Raw genomic sequence first — 17,236 nt, 5'->3', positions numbered from 1 at the left:
GCAGGCACGTCCCGTATTGAGGGCAATGCAAAAAAAGCTGGGCGGCCGCACCGGAATTCGAATTCCGGTGCAGCTGTCCAGCTTTTTTGTTGAGGCTTACCCGTGATCGATTGCCGCGAGCGAGGCATTGGTGCTGTCAGATCCTGCAGGAGATTTGCGTTTTCCCGAATAGCCCATATACACGAGGGAGCTGCAAATCGTCAGGAAGGCGATGCCGGCCAGTCCCCAGATAATGTTGTCAAAAGCGCTCGGCAAGGGCAGCGTCTTCTGCCAGACGAGTGCGCTGCCCGACAGCGCGACGGCGAAGGCGCCGCTGAAAAACTGCAAAAGCTGGAACAAGCCCATGCCCGAGCCGATGCGCTCGGCAGGCAGCTGCCGCGACAGTTCGTTGGACACCGAGCTCGACAGCGCGGTGAAGCTTACGCTGACGAGAATATAGAGCGCCGCAATCCAGTAGTACGAGTGAGCGGCGGTCAGCGCCAGCAGCACGGTCGCGGCTAGCAGCAGCCACGGCACGAAGCGCAGCAGCATCGCGTTGCCGTACTTGTCAATGATGCGGCCGACGCGGTTCGAGACGAGCATGGCGAGCAGCGCGCCGGGGAACAGCAGCAGCCCTGAGATCAGCGGCGTCAGCCCGAACACGCGGGCCAGCATCTGCGGCGCCAGGAACAGAAAGCCGAAGGAAATCATGTACGAGAAGACGCCGATGGCACTGAGCGCCATATAAGGCCGATCTCCGAAGAGAGCGGGCATGAGAAACGGCTGCGCGGCCTTACGGATGCGCAGGGTGAACAGCGCGAGCGCAAGCAGGCCGGCCAGCAGTGCAAGTACGCTTCGGGACGTCAGGAACAGAAGCAGGCCGGTCGTCCCGACACCCAGCAGCACGGCGCCGATGGCGTCGAAGGAGCCGCGGACGGGCGTTTCTTTTGGAATCAGGATTAGAAACATCGGGATCAGCAGCAGCGTCAGCCCGGTAATGACGAACAGGAAGTGCCAGCCCAAATACTGCACGATCGAACCGCCGGCGACGGGGCCGAGCCCGAGGCCGAGCGAAGCGGCGGACAGAATGGCAGCCATAGCCCTGCCTCGGCGCGATAAGGGAATGTAGCGGGTCACAAGCACGATGCCGAGGGAAGGGATTGCGCCTGCGCCGGACGCTTGCAGCAGCCGGGTAATCAGCAGCAGGGCGAAGCTGTTCGAGAACATGCCGAGAATGGAGGCGCCGCCGAGGGAGAGCAGGGCGATCAGGTAAAGCCGCCGGATCGGCACAAAGTCGGACAGACGACTGTAGGTAATCGATGAAATGGCAAAAATAATCGAGTAGCCCGTCACAATCCAGGACGCCGTCGAAGGGCTGAGCCCAAACTCCGCCGAGATGCCTGGAAGCGCCAAATTGAACATCATGGTGTTCATAATGACGAGAACGATAGTGAAACAAAGCAACAGAGAAACCGGGGTTTCTCGTAAACGCGAGTTCGCTGCGGACGGCACTGTCATAATGAAAACACCTGCCCCTTCCATAACTATAACTTATTTTGTAACAGTTTAGCATGGTGTTTAGAGGGTGTCAATCCGGTTATTTTTTTTCATATAAGAATGGCAAGCAAGTAAAAAAACATAAAATACTGCGATCAGCTGCGAAAACGAGAGATAATGAAAGAGTCATTGGCATGTAAGCGAATTAATGAGGAGTGGGAGATAGGGAACGAAACTTTTTAACGCGATTCTCACCTTTACTATGGACAAAGAAGAGAGTAGTATTGGGTCCGTACCTGACAACTGAATATGTCGCTTAATTTTCTGTGAAGAAAAGCGGGGGAACCACGCAATTCATGGGGTGAGTAACGGTGCTGCATTCAGGCACTGTTTAGGGCAGATTTCTCGCGGCCCGAACCCGACAGCTAACCTCGTAAGCGAACGTGAGAGAGGAGAACTGTGCCCAAAACACAAGGTCGATCCTTGTGTTTTTTTGCGTCCATTTTTGCCTCTTAGACCAAACACTAAGAACTCATTGGGGGAACATCCGCGCATGACAAGTGATTCATTAAAAAAAATCGTGTTTGGCAAACCGCTGAAATCCAGCGAGCTGGAATCGGAAAAAATGCAGGTCTGGAAGGCGCTGCCGATCCTTTCCTCCGACGCTTTATCGTCCGTTGCGTACGGGACGGAGCAAATTTTGCTGGAGCTGGCGACGGTCGGCGCTGCGGCGTTTGCCTTTTCGCTGCCGATTGCGATTTCCATTATCGCCCTGATTATGCTGCTGGTGCTGAGCTACCGGCAAGTCATTGAGGCGTATCCGCAAGGTGGCGGCGCATACATGGTGACGAAGGAGAACCTGGGCATGTCCTGGGGACGGCTGACCGGCGTCTCGCTGCTGATCGACTATACGCTGACCGTAGCCGTTTCGATTTCGGCAGGGGTGCAGGCGATTACGTCGGCATTTCCGTCTGCGGTACCGTATATCGTACCTTTGGCGCTTATTCTTGTATGGATCATGGTGTGGCTCAACTTGCGCGGCACGTCCGAGTCTGGAACGGTGTTTGCGATCCCGACGTACTTTTTTATATTTTGCGTTCTGCTGCTCGTCGGCAAAGGCCTGTTCGACCTGCTGACCGGCAGTATGAATACGCATGCGATTAACTTTGAGCCGAATGCAGCGACAAATTCCTTAACGCTGTTTGTTCTGTTAAAAGCTTTCTCCTCCGGCTGCTCGGCCGTAACGGGCATTGAGGCGATCTCGGACGCCGTACCTCATTTTCGCACACCTTCGGTGCGAAATGCAAAACGTACGCTTCTCTCGCTCGGCACGCTGCTGGCTATCGTGTTCGGCGGTGTGACGTTGATCTCCTTGGCGTACGGTATCGCACCGGACCCGAAGGGTCATACATCGGTGCTGTCCATGGTGACCGAGCAAGCTTTCGGCCGCGGCGTGATGTATTACGCCACACAAATCGCGACGATGCTCATTCTGGTGCTTGCTGCCAACACGAGCTTCAACGGCTTTCCAATTCTGGCGTCCATCATGGCCCAGGACAAAAACTTCCCGAGAATGTTCTCGTTCCGCGGCGACCGCCTGTCGTACAATTACGGCATCATTACGCTGGGCGCCCTTGCCAGCTTGCTGCTGATCGGCTTTAAAGGGAGAACGGACGCTTTGATCCCGCTGTATGCGATCGGCGTGTTCCTTTCTTTTACCCTGGCCCAAAGCGGGTTGGTGCGCAAATGGTACCGCGAGCGCGTCTCCGGCTGGGTCGGCAAGCTGATCATCAACGGGCTGGGCGGGCTGGTATCGTTAGCGGTGTTAATTATTTTCTGCATGACCAAATTCAGTGAAGGCGCCTGGATCGTCATTGTGGTCACGCCGATTATGCTGCTGATGATCACTAAAATTAGCCGCCATTACGACGACGTCGCCAATCAGCTGCGCATCGATCTTGTGCAGGAGCGTGTCTGCACCAAAGAGCCGGTCATCATTGTACCGGTCGCAGGCATCCATCGCGCGGTGGCGCAGACGCTCAATTACGCCAAGTCGCTGAGTCCGAACGTCATTGCGTTCTATGTCTCCTTCTCCGACGAGGACGAGGAGGCGATGCAGGAAAAATGGCAGGTCTGGGACCCCGGTGTCCGGCTTGTCGTCTTTAAATCCCGGTACCGGACGATTCTGAAACCGTTGGCGGAATTCATCGAGCGCATCGACACGCATGTGTCGGAGAAGCAGTCGATCATGGTGATTTTGCCCCAATTCATTCCGAAAAAATGGTGGCACCGCCTCCTGCACAACCAATCGGCTTCACGGATTCGTTCCAAGCTGCAAGCCGACAAGGATATTGTCGTGGCGACCGTGCCGTATCATTTGCATCAATAGCGGTGTACAATAGAGGGGACAACTGTATGATTTGAGGTGAACCCTGCATGGTGAAAAAGAGAGGAAAAGTAACCCCCGCTGCACCCAGCGTGGAAGATAAACCGGCAACGCTGAAGGACCTGCTGCGGCCTGAGGTGTTGGCTGGCCTGAAAGCGCAGGCGGATGCGATGAAAGCCGATGAGCAAGCCAAACGGGATGCGGAACGCGCGCGCGCGGAGGCTGCACGGAAGGCCGAAGAGAAGCGGCTGGAGAATGATTTTGGCCATTTGCTTTCCAAGAGTGACTTGGATTGGCGAAAGCATAAGTAAGGTTTGCGAGAGGCGCGCGGGTGCGCCTCTTTTGCTTTGTGAGGGCGTTCCCAGGGAACGTTGCCGGAAATTTTTAAAAGGAGCAGACTAAAACATGAAGGAACAAGAGATTATTAACCAAACGAAGGCACCCATAACCGTAAGCAGTATGATTCGGGAAATGAAGGAGTTGGGCATCCAAAAAGGGGACACGCTGCTCGTGCATGCGTCACTTTCCAGCATGGGGTGGGTCTGCGGTGGGGCTCAGGCCGTTGTGCAAGCCCTGTTAAGGTCAGTAGGCGATGAAGGCACGTTGGTTATGCCTGCTCAGAGCGGGGATTGGAGCGACCCTGCTGAATGGGGAAATCCGCCTGTCCCACAAGAATGGTGGGATACGATTTACAATGAAATGCCCGCATTTGATGCTGCCATAACGCCAACGAGAGGAATGGGGCACATTGCAGAATTGTTCAGATCATTTCCAGGAACGAAAAGATCTCAGCACCCGCAGGTTTCCTTCTGTGCAAATGGTAAATATGCGGACGCTGTCGTGGCACAGCACCCCCTAACGCCACAATTTGGGGAGGATTCCCCGCTCGGCAAGCTTTACGAGTTGGGCGCTAAGGTGTTGCTGCTCGGCGTAGGGTTTGACTCCTGTACGAGCTTTCATCTCGCAGAGACACGGTGGGCGCATATGCCAACCAAACGAATGGGGACGGCGATGTATGTGGATGGCGAGCGTTCTTGGGAATGGTTTACGGATTTCGCTTACGATTCCGGTCATTTTGCCGAAATCGGGGAACGCTTTGAATCGGAACGTGGTCTAAAGCGGGGCCGTATAGGCAACGCGACATGCGCGCTTTTTGCTATGCGGGATGCGGTCGATTTTGCAAGCCATTATTTAAAACAAGATTAAAACCGTCACGACTCGACTGCGAGGAGGAAGGCACGCTGCGACAGGCGCGGTGCATGAGGCTTTTGTGAGCGAATCGTTAGTTATGTTCTATGGTAGCATGCGGGGAATGGTGGTAGTGTGGGATTGAATACTGCTTGAAGGAGGACCTGCAGCCGTTTTATGTGGAGTTTTGATTTGTCGAGTGGAGAAGCTAATTCCTGCGCATCCAGCGTCGTCTTAGCCTCCTTAAGAGGGGCTAGCCCCTTCTAATTCACTCGAATTGCCCCAGTTTGGCCATTTAACGAGGTCTGGCCCCTCTTAGCTACGCCAAATTCCCGCAGTCAGCGTCATTTTAGCCTTCTTAAGAGGGGCTAGCCCCTTCTAATTCACTCAAATTGCCACAATTTGATCATTTAACGGGGGCTGGCCCCTCTTAGCCACGTCAATATGCAACCGTCCAAGGTACTACAGACGGATCGCAGTCTCAATCAGGTGACGAATTGAGTTTCCCTCTCCACGAACCGGCTAGCACACCGCCTTCATTTGCAGAACCCCCCTACCGCCGTTTCATCTCAAAAAACTCGCACGCGTGCCGGTCGTAGTACGTCAACTCGCTGACGCGCGTCTGCACGACGACGGTCGTGTCGCTAAAGCGGAGAACGAGCGCGTTCGAATCGACGATATGGTCGTCTTTGAAGACGCGCACGACAGCCTGACGGTCCACGACCTCCTGGAAATCCGCGTCCGTCACTAATCTTTGATTTCTTGCCATGCCGGCGGTTCGCCTCCTCGGGATATCGATAATATCTCTCTATTGTACCACAAGAGAGAACCAGAGGCTCCCCGTCCGCGATAGCTCCTGTTTCTGCCCGCTGCTTTCGTCGCAGTCACAGCTCACTCGGGAGGGGGTCCACCAAGACTATCCTTCATGTCATAAATATTTTTGATAACGCTGTCATAACCACACCTCACGGGACGAACGCCTGCGCCCATTCACGCATACGATGTAGCAACAAAATGCTGCTTGGCTGAGAGGATGCGTGATGCAGGATGGACATTCAGCTTCTGCCGATTCATTGGGTCTATCTGGTGTTTATTGGCTTCATTCTGGCCCTGCTGATCAAGCGTCGGGATACGACGATGATCTGTGTGGTCGGGATTTTTGCGTTGGGCTTGCTGGCGACGGAAACGTTAAGCGGGTCCGTGTCAGGGGTGTTCAACAGCTTTATTTATGCGACAAAAGAGCTCATGGGCACGATTATGATTATCTCGATTATCGTCGCGATGAGCCGTGTGCTCATTCGCACCGGCATTAACGAAACGATGGTCGCGCCGCTGACCAAGTTCTTAAGGACGCCAGCGCTCGCGTTCTGGGGCATCGGGATTATTATGATGGTGACTTCGTGGTTCTTCTGGCCGTCGCCGGGCGTTGCGCTGATCGGGGCGGTGCTCTTGCCGGTCGCCGTGCGTGTGGGCCTGCCTGCGCTGGGCGCAGCGATGGCGATGAACTTGTTCGGCCACGGGATCGCGCTATCGGGCGACTACATTATTCAAGGCGCGCCGAAGCTGACGGCGGACGCAGCCGGTCTGCCGGTCGCATCCGTGATGGAAGCGAGCGTGCCACTCGTTATCGTGATGGGCGTCGTCACGACGGTCACGGCGTTCTGGCTCATGCGCCGAGATCTCAAAAGAGGCACGTTCCGCAGCGGGCTCGTGGACAAAAATATGGAAGAGCCCGGCGGGCTGCTCTCCACCGAGCCTGACACCAGGCTGCACATGGCGCCTGGCCTCAGAAAGCTCCTGGCCATTCTCATCCCGATTCTATTCGCGCTCGACGTGGTCGCCATGTTCGTGCTGAACCTGCAAGGCGGCGACGCAACGGCGCTCGTTGGCGGCACCGCCGTGTTCATCCTTATTGCTGTGACACTGCTTTCACATCGCAATGAGGGCATCGAAAAAATCACCGCCTACCTCATCGAAGGCTTCGTCTTCGGCTTCAAAGTGTTCGGGCCGGTCATCCCGATTGCGGCCTTCTTCTATCTCGGTGACTCGGCGTTCACCGATCTGTTCGGCAAAGTGCTGCCGGAGGGCTCGCACGGCATCGTCAACGACCTCGGCGTCGCGCTCGCCGGCGTCGTGCCGTTGAACGGCGCAGTCGGCGCAGTGACGCTCTCCGTCGTCGGCGCGATCACGGGCCTCGACGGCTCCGGCTTCTCCGGCATCTCCCTCGCGGGCTCGGTCGCGCAGCTGTTCGCGACCGCCATCGGTTCCGGCGCACCGGTGCTCACGGCGCTCGGGCAAGTGTCCGCCATCTGGGTCGGCGGCGGCACGTTGATCCCGTGGGCGCTGATCCCGGCGGCGGCCATCTGCGGCGTGAGTCCGTTCGAGCTGGCGAGACGGAATCTCGTGCCTGTGCTGCTCGGCCTGTCGGTGACGACGGTCGTGGCGATGTTTTTGGTGTAGGCGGACTGTGCGTCAGCAAGTTAGGCAGTAACGAAGGCCCTCGCGGAAGCGGGGGCTTTTTACCTGAGCGGACGGGATGGTGACCAAAGCGGCCCATGTTGGACACAGGAACGCCAAAGCTGGCAGACAAGCAAGTCGGCTTCAGGCAGGCGTGAGCGGTTTTGGCGCAGCGGTTGCTTTTCACGGGGACACGCAGTAAGCTAACCATACAGCCTACAACCTAATGGAGATGAGAGAGAATGGAAGCCAAATTTTGCATGAACTGCGGGGCAGAAATGGAAAGCCGCGACATCGACGGCACGGTACGCCGGGCTTGTACGGTATGTACCTTTGTGCACTGGGGGAATTATAGCATCGGTGTCGGCGCTTTAGTCATGAATGAAGGTAAAATCCTGCTCGTCAGGCGAGCGCAAGAGCCGGGCAAAGGACGCTGGACAAACCCTGGTGGTTACATTGAGCAGCATGAGCTTATTTCGGATACGATCGAACGCGAAGTGATGGAGGAAGCCAGTGTGGAAGCGAAAGTGGCGCGCCTTGTCGCCGTACGGGATTTGCCGCGAAGCATTCACAATGTCTATATTGCATTCGAGATGGAATATATCGGGGGGACACCTCAGCCGGACGGGGTCGAAGTGGACGCAGCGGGCTTTTACTCCCTCGAGGAGATGGCGTCGATGCCGGTGGCCGATTTTACGAAATGGCTGATCGATGTGGCGCTGAATTCCGAAGGGGAAGGTCTGTTGGCAGATAAAGAGCCTATTGTCAAAATGGACGGCTACGGCTTGTTCCGCACCCCGGCAGAGCCTCAAAGGTAAAAAACGAGAACAGACCTAATCCGCGTGAGGCCGGCGTGCGTCGGCTGCTGAAGTGGACGAGGTCTGTTTTTGGTGTGTGCGCGAATATAATGTACAAGATAACATCGAAAGGGAGGATCGCGATGCCTATTCAATTGCGTGGCCATCACTTGCTCTGTCTGCTTGGCTACAGAGGCATGGGCTATTCGGATGCCTTTTGCGAAAATATGACGGCGGTCTACGAACAGCTGCGCGAGGAGCCGGAGACGATGATCCGTCTCGTGTTGGGGCCGGACGACCTGTGCGCGTTTCATCCCATAGAGGGTGAACAGCACTGCGAGAACCGCACGGTGTACACACGCGACGCGGAGATCGCCGCCGTCGTCGGCATGGAGGTCGGCATGGAGCGGAGCTGGGCCGACATTTGCGCAAAGGTTGCGGAGCGGATGAAACCCTCCGACATCCATCACTTGTGCGCGACCTGCCGCTGGGAGCCGTACGGCGTCTGCGCTGACGGCGTACGCATCATTGGCGAAGGCGGCGCATTGCCGCCTGTCGCCAAACGCTGAGCTTCACGCCAGCCTGCGGAACTACGCCAGCACACCCACATCTGCGCTGATGTCCAGTTTCTCCTGGGCGGAGCCCAGGAGACTGGACACCATCAGCAGATCGTCGACCGGGCGGAGCAGCGAGCGCAGCTGGCGGCTGTCTTTTTGCTCCGGCGCAAGCCAAGCTTCGGCTTGCTCGCTGTCCAGAATCGCCGGCATGCTGCGCTGATATGGAAGGACGACATCGTTTGCTTCCGTCATCAGCATCATGCAGGTGCGAAGCTCCTCCTCGCCCGACGGGGCGCGCCACACGTCGTACAAGCCAGCGATGGCGAAGTTGCCGCTGCGCATTTTGACCCGGATCCATGTCGTGTCTTTGCCCTCGGGAACGCCGATATAGAAGCCGCTGCATGGAATGAGACACCGTTGCTTGCGCACAATGCGTTCAAACGTGGGGTTGCTGAAGATGGAATCCCGCTCTCCGCACACCGCCTCTCTAGCCCAAAAAGGCATCAGCCCCCAACGGAACTCGTCCAAAATTCGTTCGCCTTTACGGTTAACCATGATGGCAGAAACCGATTCGGTAGGTTTCACCTCGTAACGGGTGGAATTATACGACAGCAGCCGATCTACACGAAACTGCTTCATGACATCCTGTACCTCAGCCAAAATGGCGATGGAATGACACATACGAATCACCTCAATTGCAAATTTTGGTTAGTATGTGCCAGAATTTTCTTTTTCACTCGCTTGTATGTAAAAAAAAACCACGGCACCGGGCCGCAGCGGAATCTAGCGTCACAATAGGTCCGGGTTATCCGGCTTGCTTTGCTTTCGGTATTCAGCCGGCGTAAGTCCAGTCGTTTTCTTGAACATACGGTGAAAATGGGTCAAATGATTGAAGCCGATCCGGTAGGAGATCTGTTCAATACTATGGCTGGTTTGTTTGAGCAGCTTCATGGCCTCGGAAAGGCGGATGTCATTCACATATTCGATGAACGATTTGCCCTTGAGCAGCTTAAACATCGTGCTGAAATAAGCGGGAGACATCGTCGCTTGGGCGGCAGCGTCCTGCAGCTTGATTTCATGCATATAATGACTTTCGATGTAGTCGACCGCTTTTTCAAAATGCTTGCGGTTCGCTTGAACGTGCTGCTTCTCCGCACTTTGTTCCAGAAATTCCGCATATTCGCGCCCCGCGATCACGAGCAGCATCTGCAGATTGGATTTGACCATCAACGTGTAGCCGTCCTGCTGACGTTCCCGCTCTTGCAACATCCGTGCGATCAACTGCTCCGTCTCCCGCTGTCCGTTAAAAGTCAAATTAAGCTTGGGCAGCAGCCGGTCGTTCATAGCAACAAAGGGCTGAATAAACGCGAAGTTGACAAAGCTCTCCATGTCGGTCAGCCCTTGCAGGCTCGAATCGAGCAGGTACGGCATAAAATCGATATGGACGATCTCGGCTTCTTTGCCCTCCAGCAGCTCGATCTGATGCTCATAGTTAGGCGGGATGGAGAACAAATCGCCTTTGATGAGCGTAGCTTTCATTCCGTTGACATTATGAAGGGCAGTCCCTTTGATCACATAGCAGATTTGAAAATATTCATGGGCATGCTGCCGGTTGCCGAGAAGGGCGGCATTGTTTTTGACGGCGATTTTGAATGGAAACTGCTCGTCCATAAATTCTTTATACCGATAATAGGACACGTTGGCGTACTCCTTTGCGATAGCGCGGTTCTTCTTGATTTTACCATAAGCTTGGACATCCGGATGCTTTTCTCCAAAACAAACAGGACCGTCCCCTATATTGGGAACAGCCCTGTTTGTATTCGTGCGAACTTACAAGTGCTTTTGAATAAACGCCATATAAGCCGGCAGCGAGACCTCAGGCTCCTCAAGGGTTGGAACCCATTTCTTCTCATATTCCAGCGACAGCCAACCGTTGTAGCCATTCTCCTTCAGTAAGCCTATGATTCTGGCTACAGGAACTTCTCCTTCGCCGATCAGTGTGAGGGTTTTGCCTGTTTCGTGCTTGATCGCGTCCTTCACATGCGTATGCTTGATATAGCGAGCCAGCTGCGCCCAGGTAGCCTCGGGTTCTTCCCCGTGCAAATAGGGATGTTCAAAATCCCACAAGACCCCTACGGCGGTGCTCGCCGTTTGCTCCAGGATGGCGGTAATCACCGTGTAATTGTTGATATCGCCGTGCGTTTCCAGGAGCACCTTAACGCCCGTTCCTTCCGCATAGCGCCCCAGCTCGGTCAGTCCGGCGGCAATGCTGGCTATCGTATCTTGAGCAGCAACCTCCTGCGGCAGCCGGTCACCGAACACCCGGATATACGGCGTCTTCAGCTTCACCGCCAGATCAATCGAATCCTTCCCTTCCTGAATGGCATCGACATACTTATCCGGTTGATGGAACGAGCAGGACGTATCGAGGCAGCATATTTCCAACCCATGCTCCTCCAGACCTCGGATGGTTTGTTCCAGATTCTCCGAAAGAAACGGGCGTGCACGCGGAAGATACATTTCACCCTCGACTCCTCTAAGCTCAATACCGTCAAAGCCCAAACACTTCGCTTCATGTAACGTGTGCTCCCACGTCCAATTCGGGGTTGCCAAAGTTTGAAAGGCAATTTTCATCATGGATCTCCTCCGTAATATAGATGGCTTTTAGCTGATCATCTTCTAGCTTAGCAAGCCGGGCGGGGAGAGAATATCCACTATTTTCAGAAGGATATAGCGTATTTTTGGACATTTTGGGGCAAGTGTGAGAAACGAAAAATAGTCTACCTTTGTCCAAAGATAATGGATGGGGCCGTTTGTCGAAGCACACTAGAATAGAGAATAAGCATCAGCAAATCACTTTATTTAAAGGAGTGTCCGACCATGGGAGCACCGCCAAAAGTAAAAATAGGCCTCGTCGGCCTGGGAGCGATCGGAACTAGAATGTATGTTCCGATCTTGAAGGAGGCTGAAGAGGTTGAAGTTGTCGGGATCTGCGATATAGACCGGAGTAAGGCGGATGAATACGCTGCTGTACTGAACACCACCGCGTTTTACGATGTGAATGAGATGTTCGACCAATCGGGGCTCAATGCGATCATTATCAGCGTTCCGCATTACGACCATACCCCGATTGCTATAGAAGCTTTCCGCAGGGGCCTGCACGTGCTGTGTGAGAAGCCTATTGCCGTTCATATCAACGACGCGACCAAGATGATCGTCGCCTACGAAGAAGCCAAAGCGGCGAACCCGAGCCTGGTATTCGGCATCATGTTCCAGGAGAGAACGTTGCCGTTCCACCGCAAGCTGAAGGACATTGTGGCCAGCGGCGAGCTGGGCAGATTGATGCGGGCGACGTGGATCAATACGAAGTGGTTCCGCTCCCAGCTGTATTACGACAGCGGAGACTGGCGCGCAACCTGGGCTGGGGAAGGTGGCGGGATACTGACCAATCAATGCCCGCATAACCTGGACTTGTATCAGTGGCTGTTTGGCATGCCGGCGCAAGTTCACGGCTTCGCGCATATCGGCAAGTACCACAACATCGAGGTGGAGGATGAGGTCACCGCTTATTTGGAGCATGAGAACGGCATGGTCGGCCATTTTATCGTCACGACGGCGGAGTCGCCGGGAACCAACCGCCTCGAAATCGTAGGTGAGTATGGGACCCTGGTGTATGAGAAGGATACACTTGTGCTGCATAAGGGCAGAGTCTCGATGATCGATCACATTCAAAATACGCCCACCAGGTTTGATAATATTGAAACGTGGTATACTGAAATTCCAGTGGACCGGAACGTGCCCAGCAACCACCCTGTGGTGTTCGAGCAGTTCATCCGTGCGATCCATCACGGAGATGCGGAACTGGTTGCCCATGGAACGGAAGGGATCCATGGCTTGACCTTGGCGAATGCCATTATGCTGTCCTCCTTCACCCGTCAAACGGTCGAGCTTCCGATGGACGGCAATGCTTATGAGGCTCAGTTGCAGGAGCGAATCCGGGGCTCGAAATATGTCAAGAAGAAAGCTGTCAGCGTGGAGTCGGAGGATATGAATGCTTCCTTCTCCAAGTGATAACAGAACACCCAGCCGTGGAGGCTGGGTGTTTGCGTTTTTCTTTGATGCGAGGCTCCCTGCAGCGGTTTAGCTCACATGGGGCTCCGCCTGATGCCGATAAATGCAGTCTTTGCCGTTCCGCTTCGCCTTGTACAGGCATTCGTCGACAAGCTGGAACCACGCTTTTTTCATCGTGTTGCGGTTGTAGGTGGCGACGCCGATGCTCATCGTCAACTTGTGTCCAGGCATTTCCGGGATGACGGTGGATCGGATGAGCGCCATCATTTTTTCGCAGATCCCCAGTACTTCTTGCGCCGACTTGCCCACGAACAGCACGGCGAACTCCTCACCCCCGTAACGGAACGACATATCGTCAGGGCCGAGCACCTCTTGAATGAGCGAACCGACCGTCTTGAGGACGACATCGCCCACCCAGTGGCCGTACGTATCGTTAATCAGCTTGAAATTGTCAATATCCATGAGTGCCAGCTCCAGCGGCGTATCGTGCGGAATGTGCGAGATCAGGTGATCCGCGTGCTCCTGGAACGAACGGTGGTTAAATAATTCCGTCAGTGCGTCCACTTTGGAGAGGCGATCGATCATGACATTGCGAATCAGCAAATCCTGCTCGCGGACGACGGATTCCTTTAATTTCTGCATCAGCGTCAGTCCTCGCTCCATAATCGAGAAGCAGAGCAGCGTCGTCGCCAGCATTACCGTCAAACCGACGATCACATCAAAAGCGGTTACCTGAATGCCGGAGAAGGTCTGCACCAGTGTGAGCGTCAGAAAGCAGGCGATGCCGAGACTGGAGGCAAAGACGATATATTTTTTCTGGAAATATATAGAAGAAAGTAGAATCGGTATACATAGCACCGCGTAGTTGTTCGACAACTCCGGAATACTGAGGATAAACACACAGGCCATGGTCATCGTCCATATAATCATGATAAAATCACTGTAGGATTTTAATCTATGAATAGCAAGATAGCCGACTCCCATGATGCCAAGCTGGAAAACGGTCGGGATAACGTGAAACGGTAGAAGGGTTTGCCGCCAGTTCTCGCCTTGCACGATTTCCACGAGCAGGCTGAGCAATGAAGCGACTTCATAAGTAAGCAAAATCCACCAAAGCATGGAAATCAGTTTGCGATTCCAAACAGGATCATGAGCAGGGATTTGTTCCATTAAGGGGAGGCCACGTTCCTTTCAGGGCATGGGTCATGTGCTTGTTGGCACCTTATAGGAATATTGTAAAGAATTCCACCCTCATTTAGCAAGTAGTTTAGTAGATGAGTTAATTGAATTTGGCAATAGGCGTTTACAGGAAAAAATGATAGAAAGACGTCGGCAGGAGGATTATGGCTGCATATCAATATGGACATGCCTGGGAGCATTACAAGGACGAGCTGTCGCTGCTCGAAAAAAAGCTGGAGCTGATCTACCGGAAACGTCAGCTCCTGACGCCGGATCCGCAGACGGATTCTTTTCGCGGGATGTTTGTGTCGGAAGACGAGTTTCTCCGCCTGATCGGCGGGGCCGATTTGTATGATTACCTGGAGGAGGAGGATGCCGGCTATCTGGCCGCCATCCGGGATATGGAGCAGGCAATTGCGGCCAGACGCGAAGAGAGCCGCCGTCAGGGCGTTTTTCTGCCGCTGGCCTATCTGACACAGGTATTCGGCCTCTCCCCGATCGAGGAGCGGGTCGTGCTGCTGGCGCTGGCGGTAGAGCTTGACCGGAAGTATGAACGGATTTTCGGATTTTTGCAGGACGATTTGACAGCCAAAACGCCAAACGTCAGCCTCGCGCTGCAGGTCGCCTGCCGCACGCCGGAGGACATGCGTGCGGCGCGGGCGACGTTTCAGTTGCCGGAGGGCCGGCTGGCGCGCTATTTGTTGAACCGCGAGCTGCTTGAAATGAACGGCCCTACGCTGCTTTCCAGGGCGGTGCAGCTGGATAAGCGGATCATCGCCTTCCTGCTGGATTCTGGCGAGCTCGATCCGAAGCTGAAGCCGGGCGTCGCCATCGTCTACCCGGACGAGGCGATCCCGCCTTTGCTCGTGCAGGCGGACTTTCAGGAGCGCCTGCGGCGGTTCATCACGGAGGCGCTGGAACAGCCGCTCGAGCAGCGGAAGCGCTTGGCCTTCCACCTGTGGGGGAACGCCGGCGCCGGCAAAAAGCTGCACGTGCAGCATCTCAGCCGCCACTTCAACCGGCCGCTGCTCGTGGCCGATCTCGCGGAGGTAACTCTGCACGCGGAGCACTTCGAGGAGCGCATCCGCGTCATCGTGCGCGAAGCGATCCTGCACCAGGCGATGCTGTGCTTCACGCGCCTGGAACAGCTCTACCCCGAAGAGCCGGATCTCGCCGCCCAGCAGCGGCTCGCGAAGTTCCACGAGGTGCTGGACGGCTACGGCGGCACCGTGTTTTTGCTGGCCGGTGCGCATCACCGGCTGAGCTGGAAGCCCAAGGAGCGGCTCCTCCTTGAGCATGAACTGCCCGTTCCCGACGAGCGGGAGCGGGAACGGTTGTGGCGCACGTACGCCGATGAGCTCGGCGTCGGCGCAGGGCTGGACCCCCGGGTGATGAGCGGCAAATTCCGCTTCACCCCGGGTCAGATCCGGCGCGCGCTTGAGCTCGCGCGCGGCTATTCGGCCTGGCAGGGCGAGGCCCCTGCCGGAGAGCCCGGCGCGTCGCTGCGCAGCGACGCGCTTTATCGGGCGTGCTACCAGCAGGTGCAGCACAAACTGGAGCGCAAGGCGACGCGCATCGAGCCGCGCTACAAGTGGGAGGATGTCATCCTCGCACCGGAGCAGAAGGATCAGCTGCGCAACGCCTGCAACCAGGTGAAATATCGCGGTGTCGTTTACAGCGAGTGGGGATTTGAGAAGAAGCTGGCCTACGGCAAGGGGCTCAGCATGCTGTTCGCCGGCCCGCCGGGCACCGGGAAGACGATGTCGGCGCAGGTCGTCGCCGGCGACCTGCAGCTGGAACTGTACAAGGTGGACCTGTCCCAGGTCATCTCCAAGTACATCGGGGAGACGGAGAAGAATCTCCACGAGATTTTTACCGAGGCGCAGATGAGCAATGCCGTGCTGTTCTTTGACGAGACGGATGCCCTCTTCGGCAAGCGGTCGGAAGTGAAGGACTCGCATGACAAGTATGCGAACATCGAGACGGCCTATTTGCTGCAAAAGATGGAGGAATACCAGGGCATCACCGTGCTGGCGACGAACCTGCTGAACAACATTGATGAAGCGTTTCTGCGGCGGATCAATTATGTTATCAAATTTCCGTTTCCGGACAGCGAGTATCGGGAGAAAATATGGCGTTCCATGTTCCCGCCGTCCGCGCCGCTCAGCGACGAAGTCGACTTCAAATATTTGGCGCAGCGCTACGAGATTGCCGGGGGAAATATTAAGAACGTGGTGCTGTCCTCGGCGTTTCTGGCTGCGGAGGCGGGCGTGTCCATCAACATGGGACACATCATCCGTTCGATTCGCCACGAACTACAGAAATCCGGCAAAATTCTTGCCAAACAGGAGTGGGAGGACTACTAAATCCGATATAGCAATCTATGAAGCTGGTTTCCTGTTCAATGGGGGGGCCGGCTTCTTTTTTTATTTGAAAATACTATAGTCATCTCTCGCGTTTGCAATTATAATAGAAAAAGGTACAGAATATGACATATTACTCATCATTTCAACACATACATAGGTATTTTGTGGTAGGAGTTGACTCCCATAGGCAATTATTCTGTCATCGCCGATGTCAGCGCGTCATTAATCAAGCTTCTTCGAGAAAATATGACACCTGATCCGATCCCGCAGCCGGAAATGATAGGGCTTGCGTCACCGGTCGATAAGGGCGATTTTTATCTCTCGCTCTTTTTGTTCAACGTGCGTGAAAGCGGTGCAAATCGTCAAACCCACATGGTGTCCAGAGGCACCGACCAGATCCAGTTTCCACCGATGGTCGTCGATCTCAGCTATTTGCTGACAGTGCAATCGCCTGCGGAACTGCAGTCCAGGGCGCTCGACGAGCACCGTATTCTGGGAAGGGCGATGCAGGTGCTGTACGACAATTCGATTCTTCGCGGGTCGCAGACCGTTGGTACGCTGGCCGAGCAGGATGAAGAAGTCCGCATCGTCATGGAGCCTTTTAAAGGCGAGAGCCTCACGAACTTGTGGAATTTCGCCGATACGCCTTACCGGTTATCCGTCAGTTATACGGTTGGTCCTGTATATATTGATTCGACTCGCATTAAAACGACCAAAAGAGTTACTGAAACCGATTTTCGCGTTGAAGGGTAGGGGGAT

Annotated in this window: 15 protein-coding genes and 1 riboswitch; of the genes, 9 read left to right on the top strand and 6 right to left on the bottom strand. The window is 55.0% G+C overall.

Translation table 11 applies throughout. The features are described from left to right. Positions 1-96: 96 nt before the first annotated feature. A complete protein-coding gene (locus EJQ19_RS12310) occupies positions 97-1,521 on the bottom strand; it encodes an MFS transporter (protein WP_241242868.1) in 1,425 nt (474 codons plus the stop codon). 258 nt (positions 1,522-1,779) lie between these two features. Beyond that, positions 1,780-1,931: riboswitch (cyclic di-AMP (ydaO/yuaA leader) on the top strand. Positions 1,932-2,029: 98 nt separating this feature from the next. Between EJQ19_RS12310 and EJQ19_RS12305 the strand changes: the two genes are divergently transcribed. From EJQ19_RS12305 to EJQ19_RS12295, 3 genes are all read left to right on the top strand, one after another. Continuing rightward, entirely contained in the window at positions 2,030-3,865 is a 1,836-nt protein-coding gene (locus EJQ19_RS12305; protein WP_126141521.1) for an APC family permease, read from the top strand. Between the two features lie 47 nt (positions 3,866-3,912). After that, complete coding sequence (locus EJQ19_RS12300; RefSeq protein ID WP_126141520.1) at positions 3,913-4,173, top strand: YqkE family protein; 261 nt, start codon at positions 3,913-3,915, stop codon at positions 4,171-4,173. A 94-nt stretch (positions 4,174-4,267) separates the two neighbouring features. Then, on the top strand, positions 4,268-5,068 hold the full coding sequence (locus EJQ19_RS12295; RefSeq protein ID WP_126141519.1) for an AAC(3) family N-acetyltransferase: 801 nt from the start codon (positions 4,268-4,270) through the stop codon (positions 5,066-5,068). A gap of 535 nt (positions 5,069-5,603) precedes the next feature. On the opposite strand, the gene EJQ19_RS12290 is transcribed toward EJQ19_RS12295, so the two are convergent. Beyond that, positions 5,604-5,819 (bottom strand): hypothetical protein, encoded by a 216-nt coding sequence (locus EJQ19_RS12290; protein WP_126141518.1) that lies wholly within the window; start codon positions 5,817-5,819, stop codon positions 5,604-5,606. A 278-nt stretch (positions 5,820-6,097) separates the two neighbouring features. On the opposite strand from EJQ19_RS12290, the gene EJQ19_RS12285 reads away from it, so the two are divergent. The 3 genes from EJQ19_RS12285 to EJQ19_RS12275 all read left to right on the top strand — a co-directional run bounded on the left by EJQ19_RS12285 (position 6,098) and on the right by EJQ19_RS12275 (position 8,873). Then, positions 6,098-7,510, top strand: coding sequence for a hypothetical protein (locus tag EJQ19_RS12285; protein ID WP_126141517.1), 1,413 nt, complete (start codon positions 6,098-6,100; stop codon positions 7,508-7,510). Positions 7,511-7,749: 239 nt separating this feature from the next. After that, positions 7,750-8,325 (top strand): NUDIX hydrolase, encoded by a 576-nt coding sequence (locus EJQ19_RS12280; protein WP_126141516.1) that lies wholly within the window; start codon positions 7,750-7,752, stop codon positions 8,323-8,325. A gap of 89 nt (positions 8,326-8,414) precedes the next feature. Beyond that, entirely contained in the window at positions 8,415-8,873 is a 459-nt protein-coding gene (locus tag EJQ19_RS12275) for a DUF1284 domain-containing protein (protein WP_241242867.1), read from the top strand. Positions 8,874-8,894: 21 nt separating this feature from the next. Here the strand turns inward: EJQ19_RS12275 and EJQ19_RS12270 are convergent, their stop codons facing one another. From EJQ19_RS12270 to EJQ19_RS12260, 3 genes are all read right to left on the bottom strand, one after another. After that, positions 8,895-9,542 (bottom strand): SOS response-associated peptidase, encoded by a 648-nt coding sequence (locus EJQ19_RS12270; protein ID WP_126141515.1) that lies wholly within the window; start codon positions 9,540-9,542, stop codon positions 8,895-8,897. Between the two features lie 108 nt (positions 9,543-9,650). Beyond that, positions 9,651-10,559: an AraC family transcriptional regulator gene (locus tag EJQ19_RS12265; protein ID WP_126141514.1), complete on the bottom strand. Its 909-nt coding sequence runs from the start codon at positions 10,557-10,559 to the stop codon at positions 9,651-9,653. Positions 10,560-10,691: 132 nt separating this feature from the next. Continuing rightward, positions 10,692-11,498: a sugar phosphate isomerase/epimerase family protein gene (locus tag EJQ19_RS12260; protein WP_206438409.1), complete on the bottom strand. Its 807-nt coding sequence runs from the start codon at positions 11,496-11,498 to the stop codon at positions 10,692-10,694. A gap of 243 nt (positions 11,499-11,741) precedes the next feature. Here EJQ19_RS12260 and EJQ19_RS12255 point away from each other — a divergent pair, with 243 nt between their 5' ends. Next, positions 11,742-12,932: a Gfo/Idh/MocA family protein gene (locus EJQ19_RS12255; protein WP_126141513.1), complete on the top strand. Its 1,191-nt coding sequence runs from the start codon at positions 11,742-11,744 to the stop codon at positions 12,930-12,932. A gap of 69 nt (positions 12,933-13,001) precedes the next feature. Here the strand turns inward: EJQ19_RS12255 and EJQ19_RS12250 are convergent, their stop codons facing one another. Further along, on the bottom strand, positions 13,002-14,102 hold the full coding sequence (locus EJQ19_RS12250) for a GGDEF domain-containing protein (protein ID WP_126141512.1): 1,101 nt from the start codon (positions 14,100-14,102) through the stop codon (positions 13,002-13,004). A 173-nt stretch (positions 14,103-14,275) separates the two neighbouring features. On the opposite strand from EJQ19_RS12250, the gene EJQ19_RS12245 reads away from it, so the two are divergent. After that, the gene (locus EJQ19_RS12245) at positions 14,276-16,477 is read left to right on the top strand and encodes an ATP-binding protein (protein WP_126141511.1); all 2,202 of its coding nucleotides are present in this window, start codon (positions 14,276-14,278) and stop codon (positions 16,475-16,477) included. Positions 16,478-16,651: 174 nt separating this feature from the next. Beyond that, positions 16,652-17,230, top strand: a complete 579-nt coding sequence (locus tag EJQ19_RS12240) for a Pvc16 family protein (RefSeq protein ID WP_241242866.1) — start codon at positions 16,652-16,654, stop codon at positions 17,228-17,230. Positions 17,231-17,236 lie beyond the last annotated feature (6 nt).

Origin of the sequence: Paenibacillus whitsoniae (assembly GCF_003955665.1) — a bacterium.
GTDB lineage: Bacteria > Bacillota > Bacilli > Paenibacillales > NBRC-103111 > Paenibacillus_E > Paenibacillus_E whitsoniae.
This window is presented reverse-complemented; position numbering and strand designations above follow the sequence as displayed.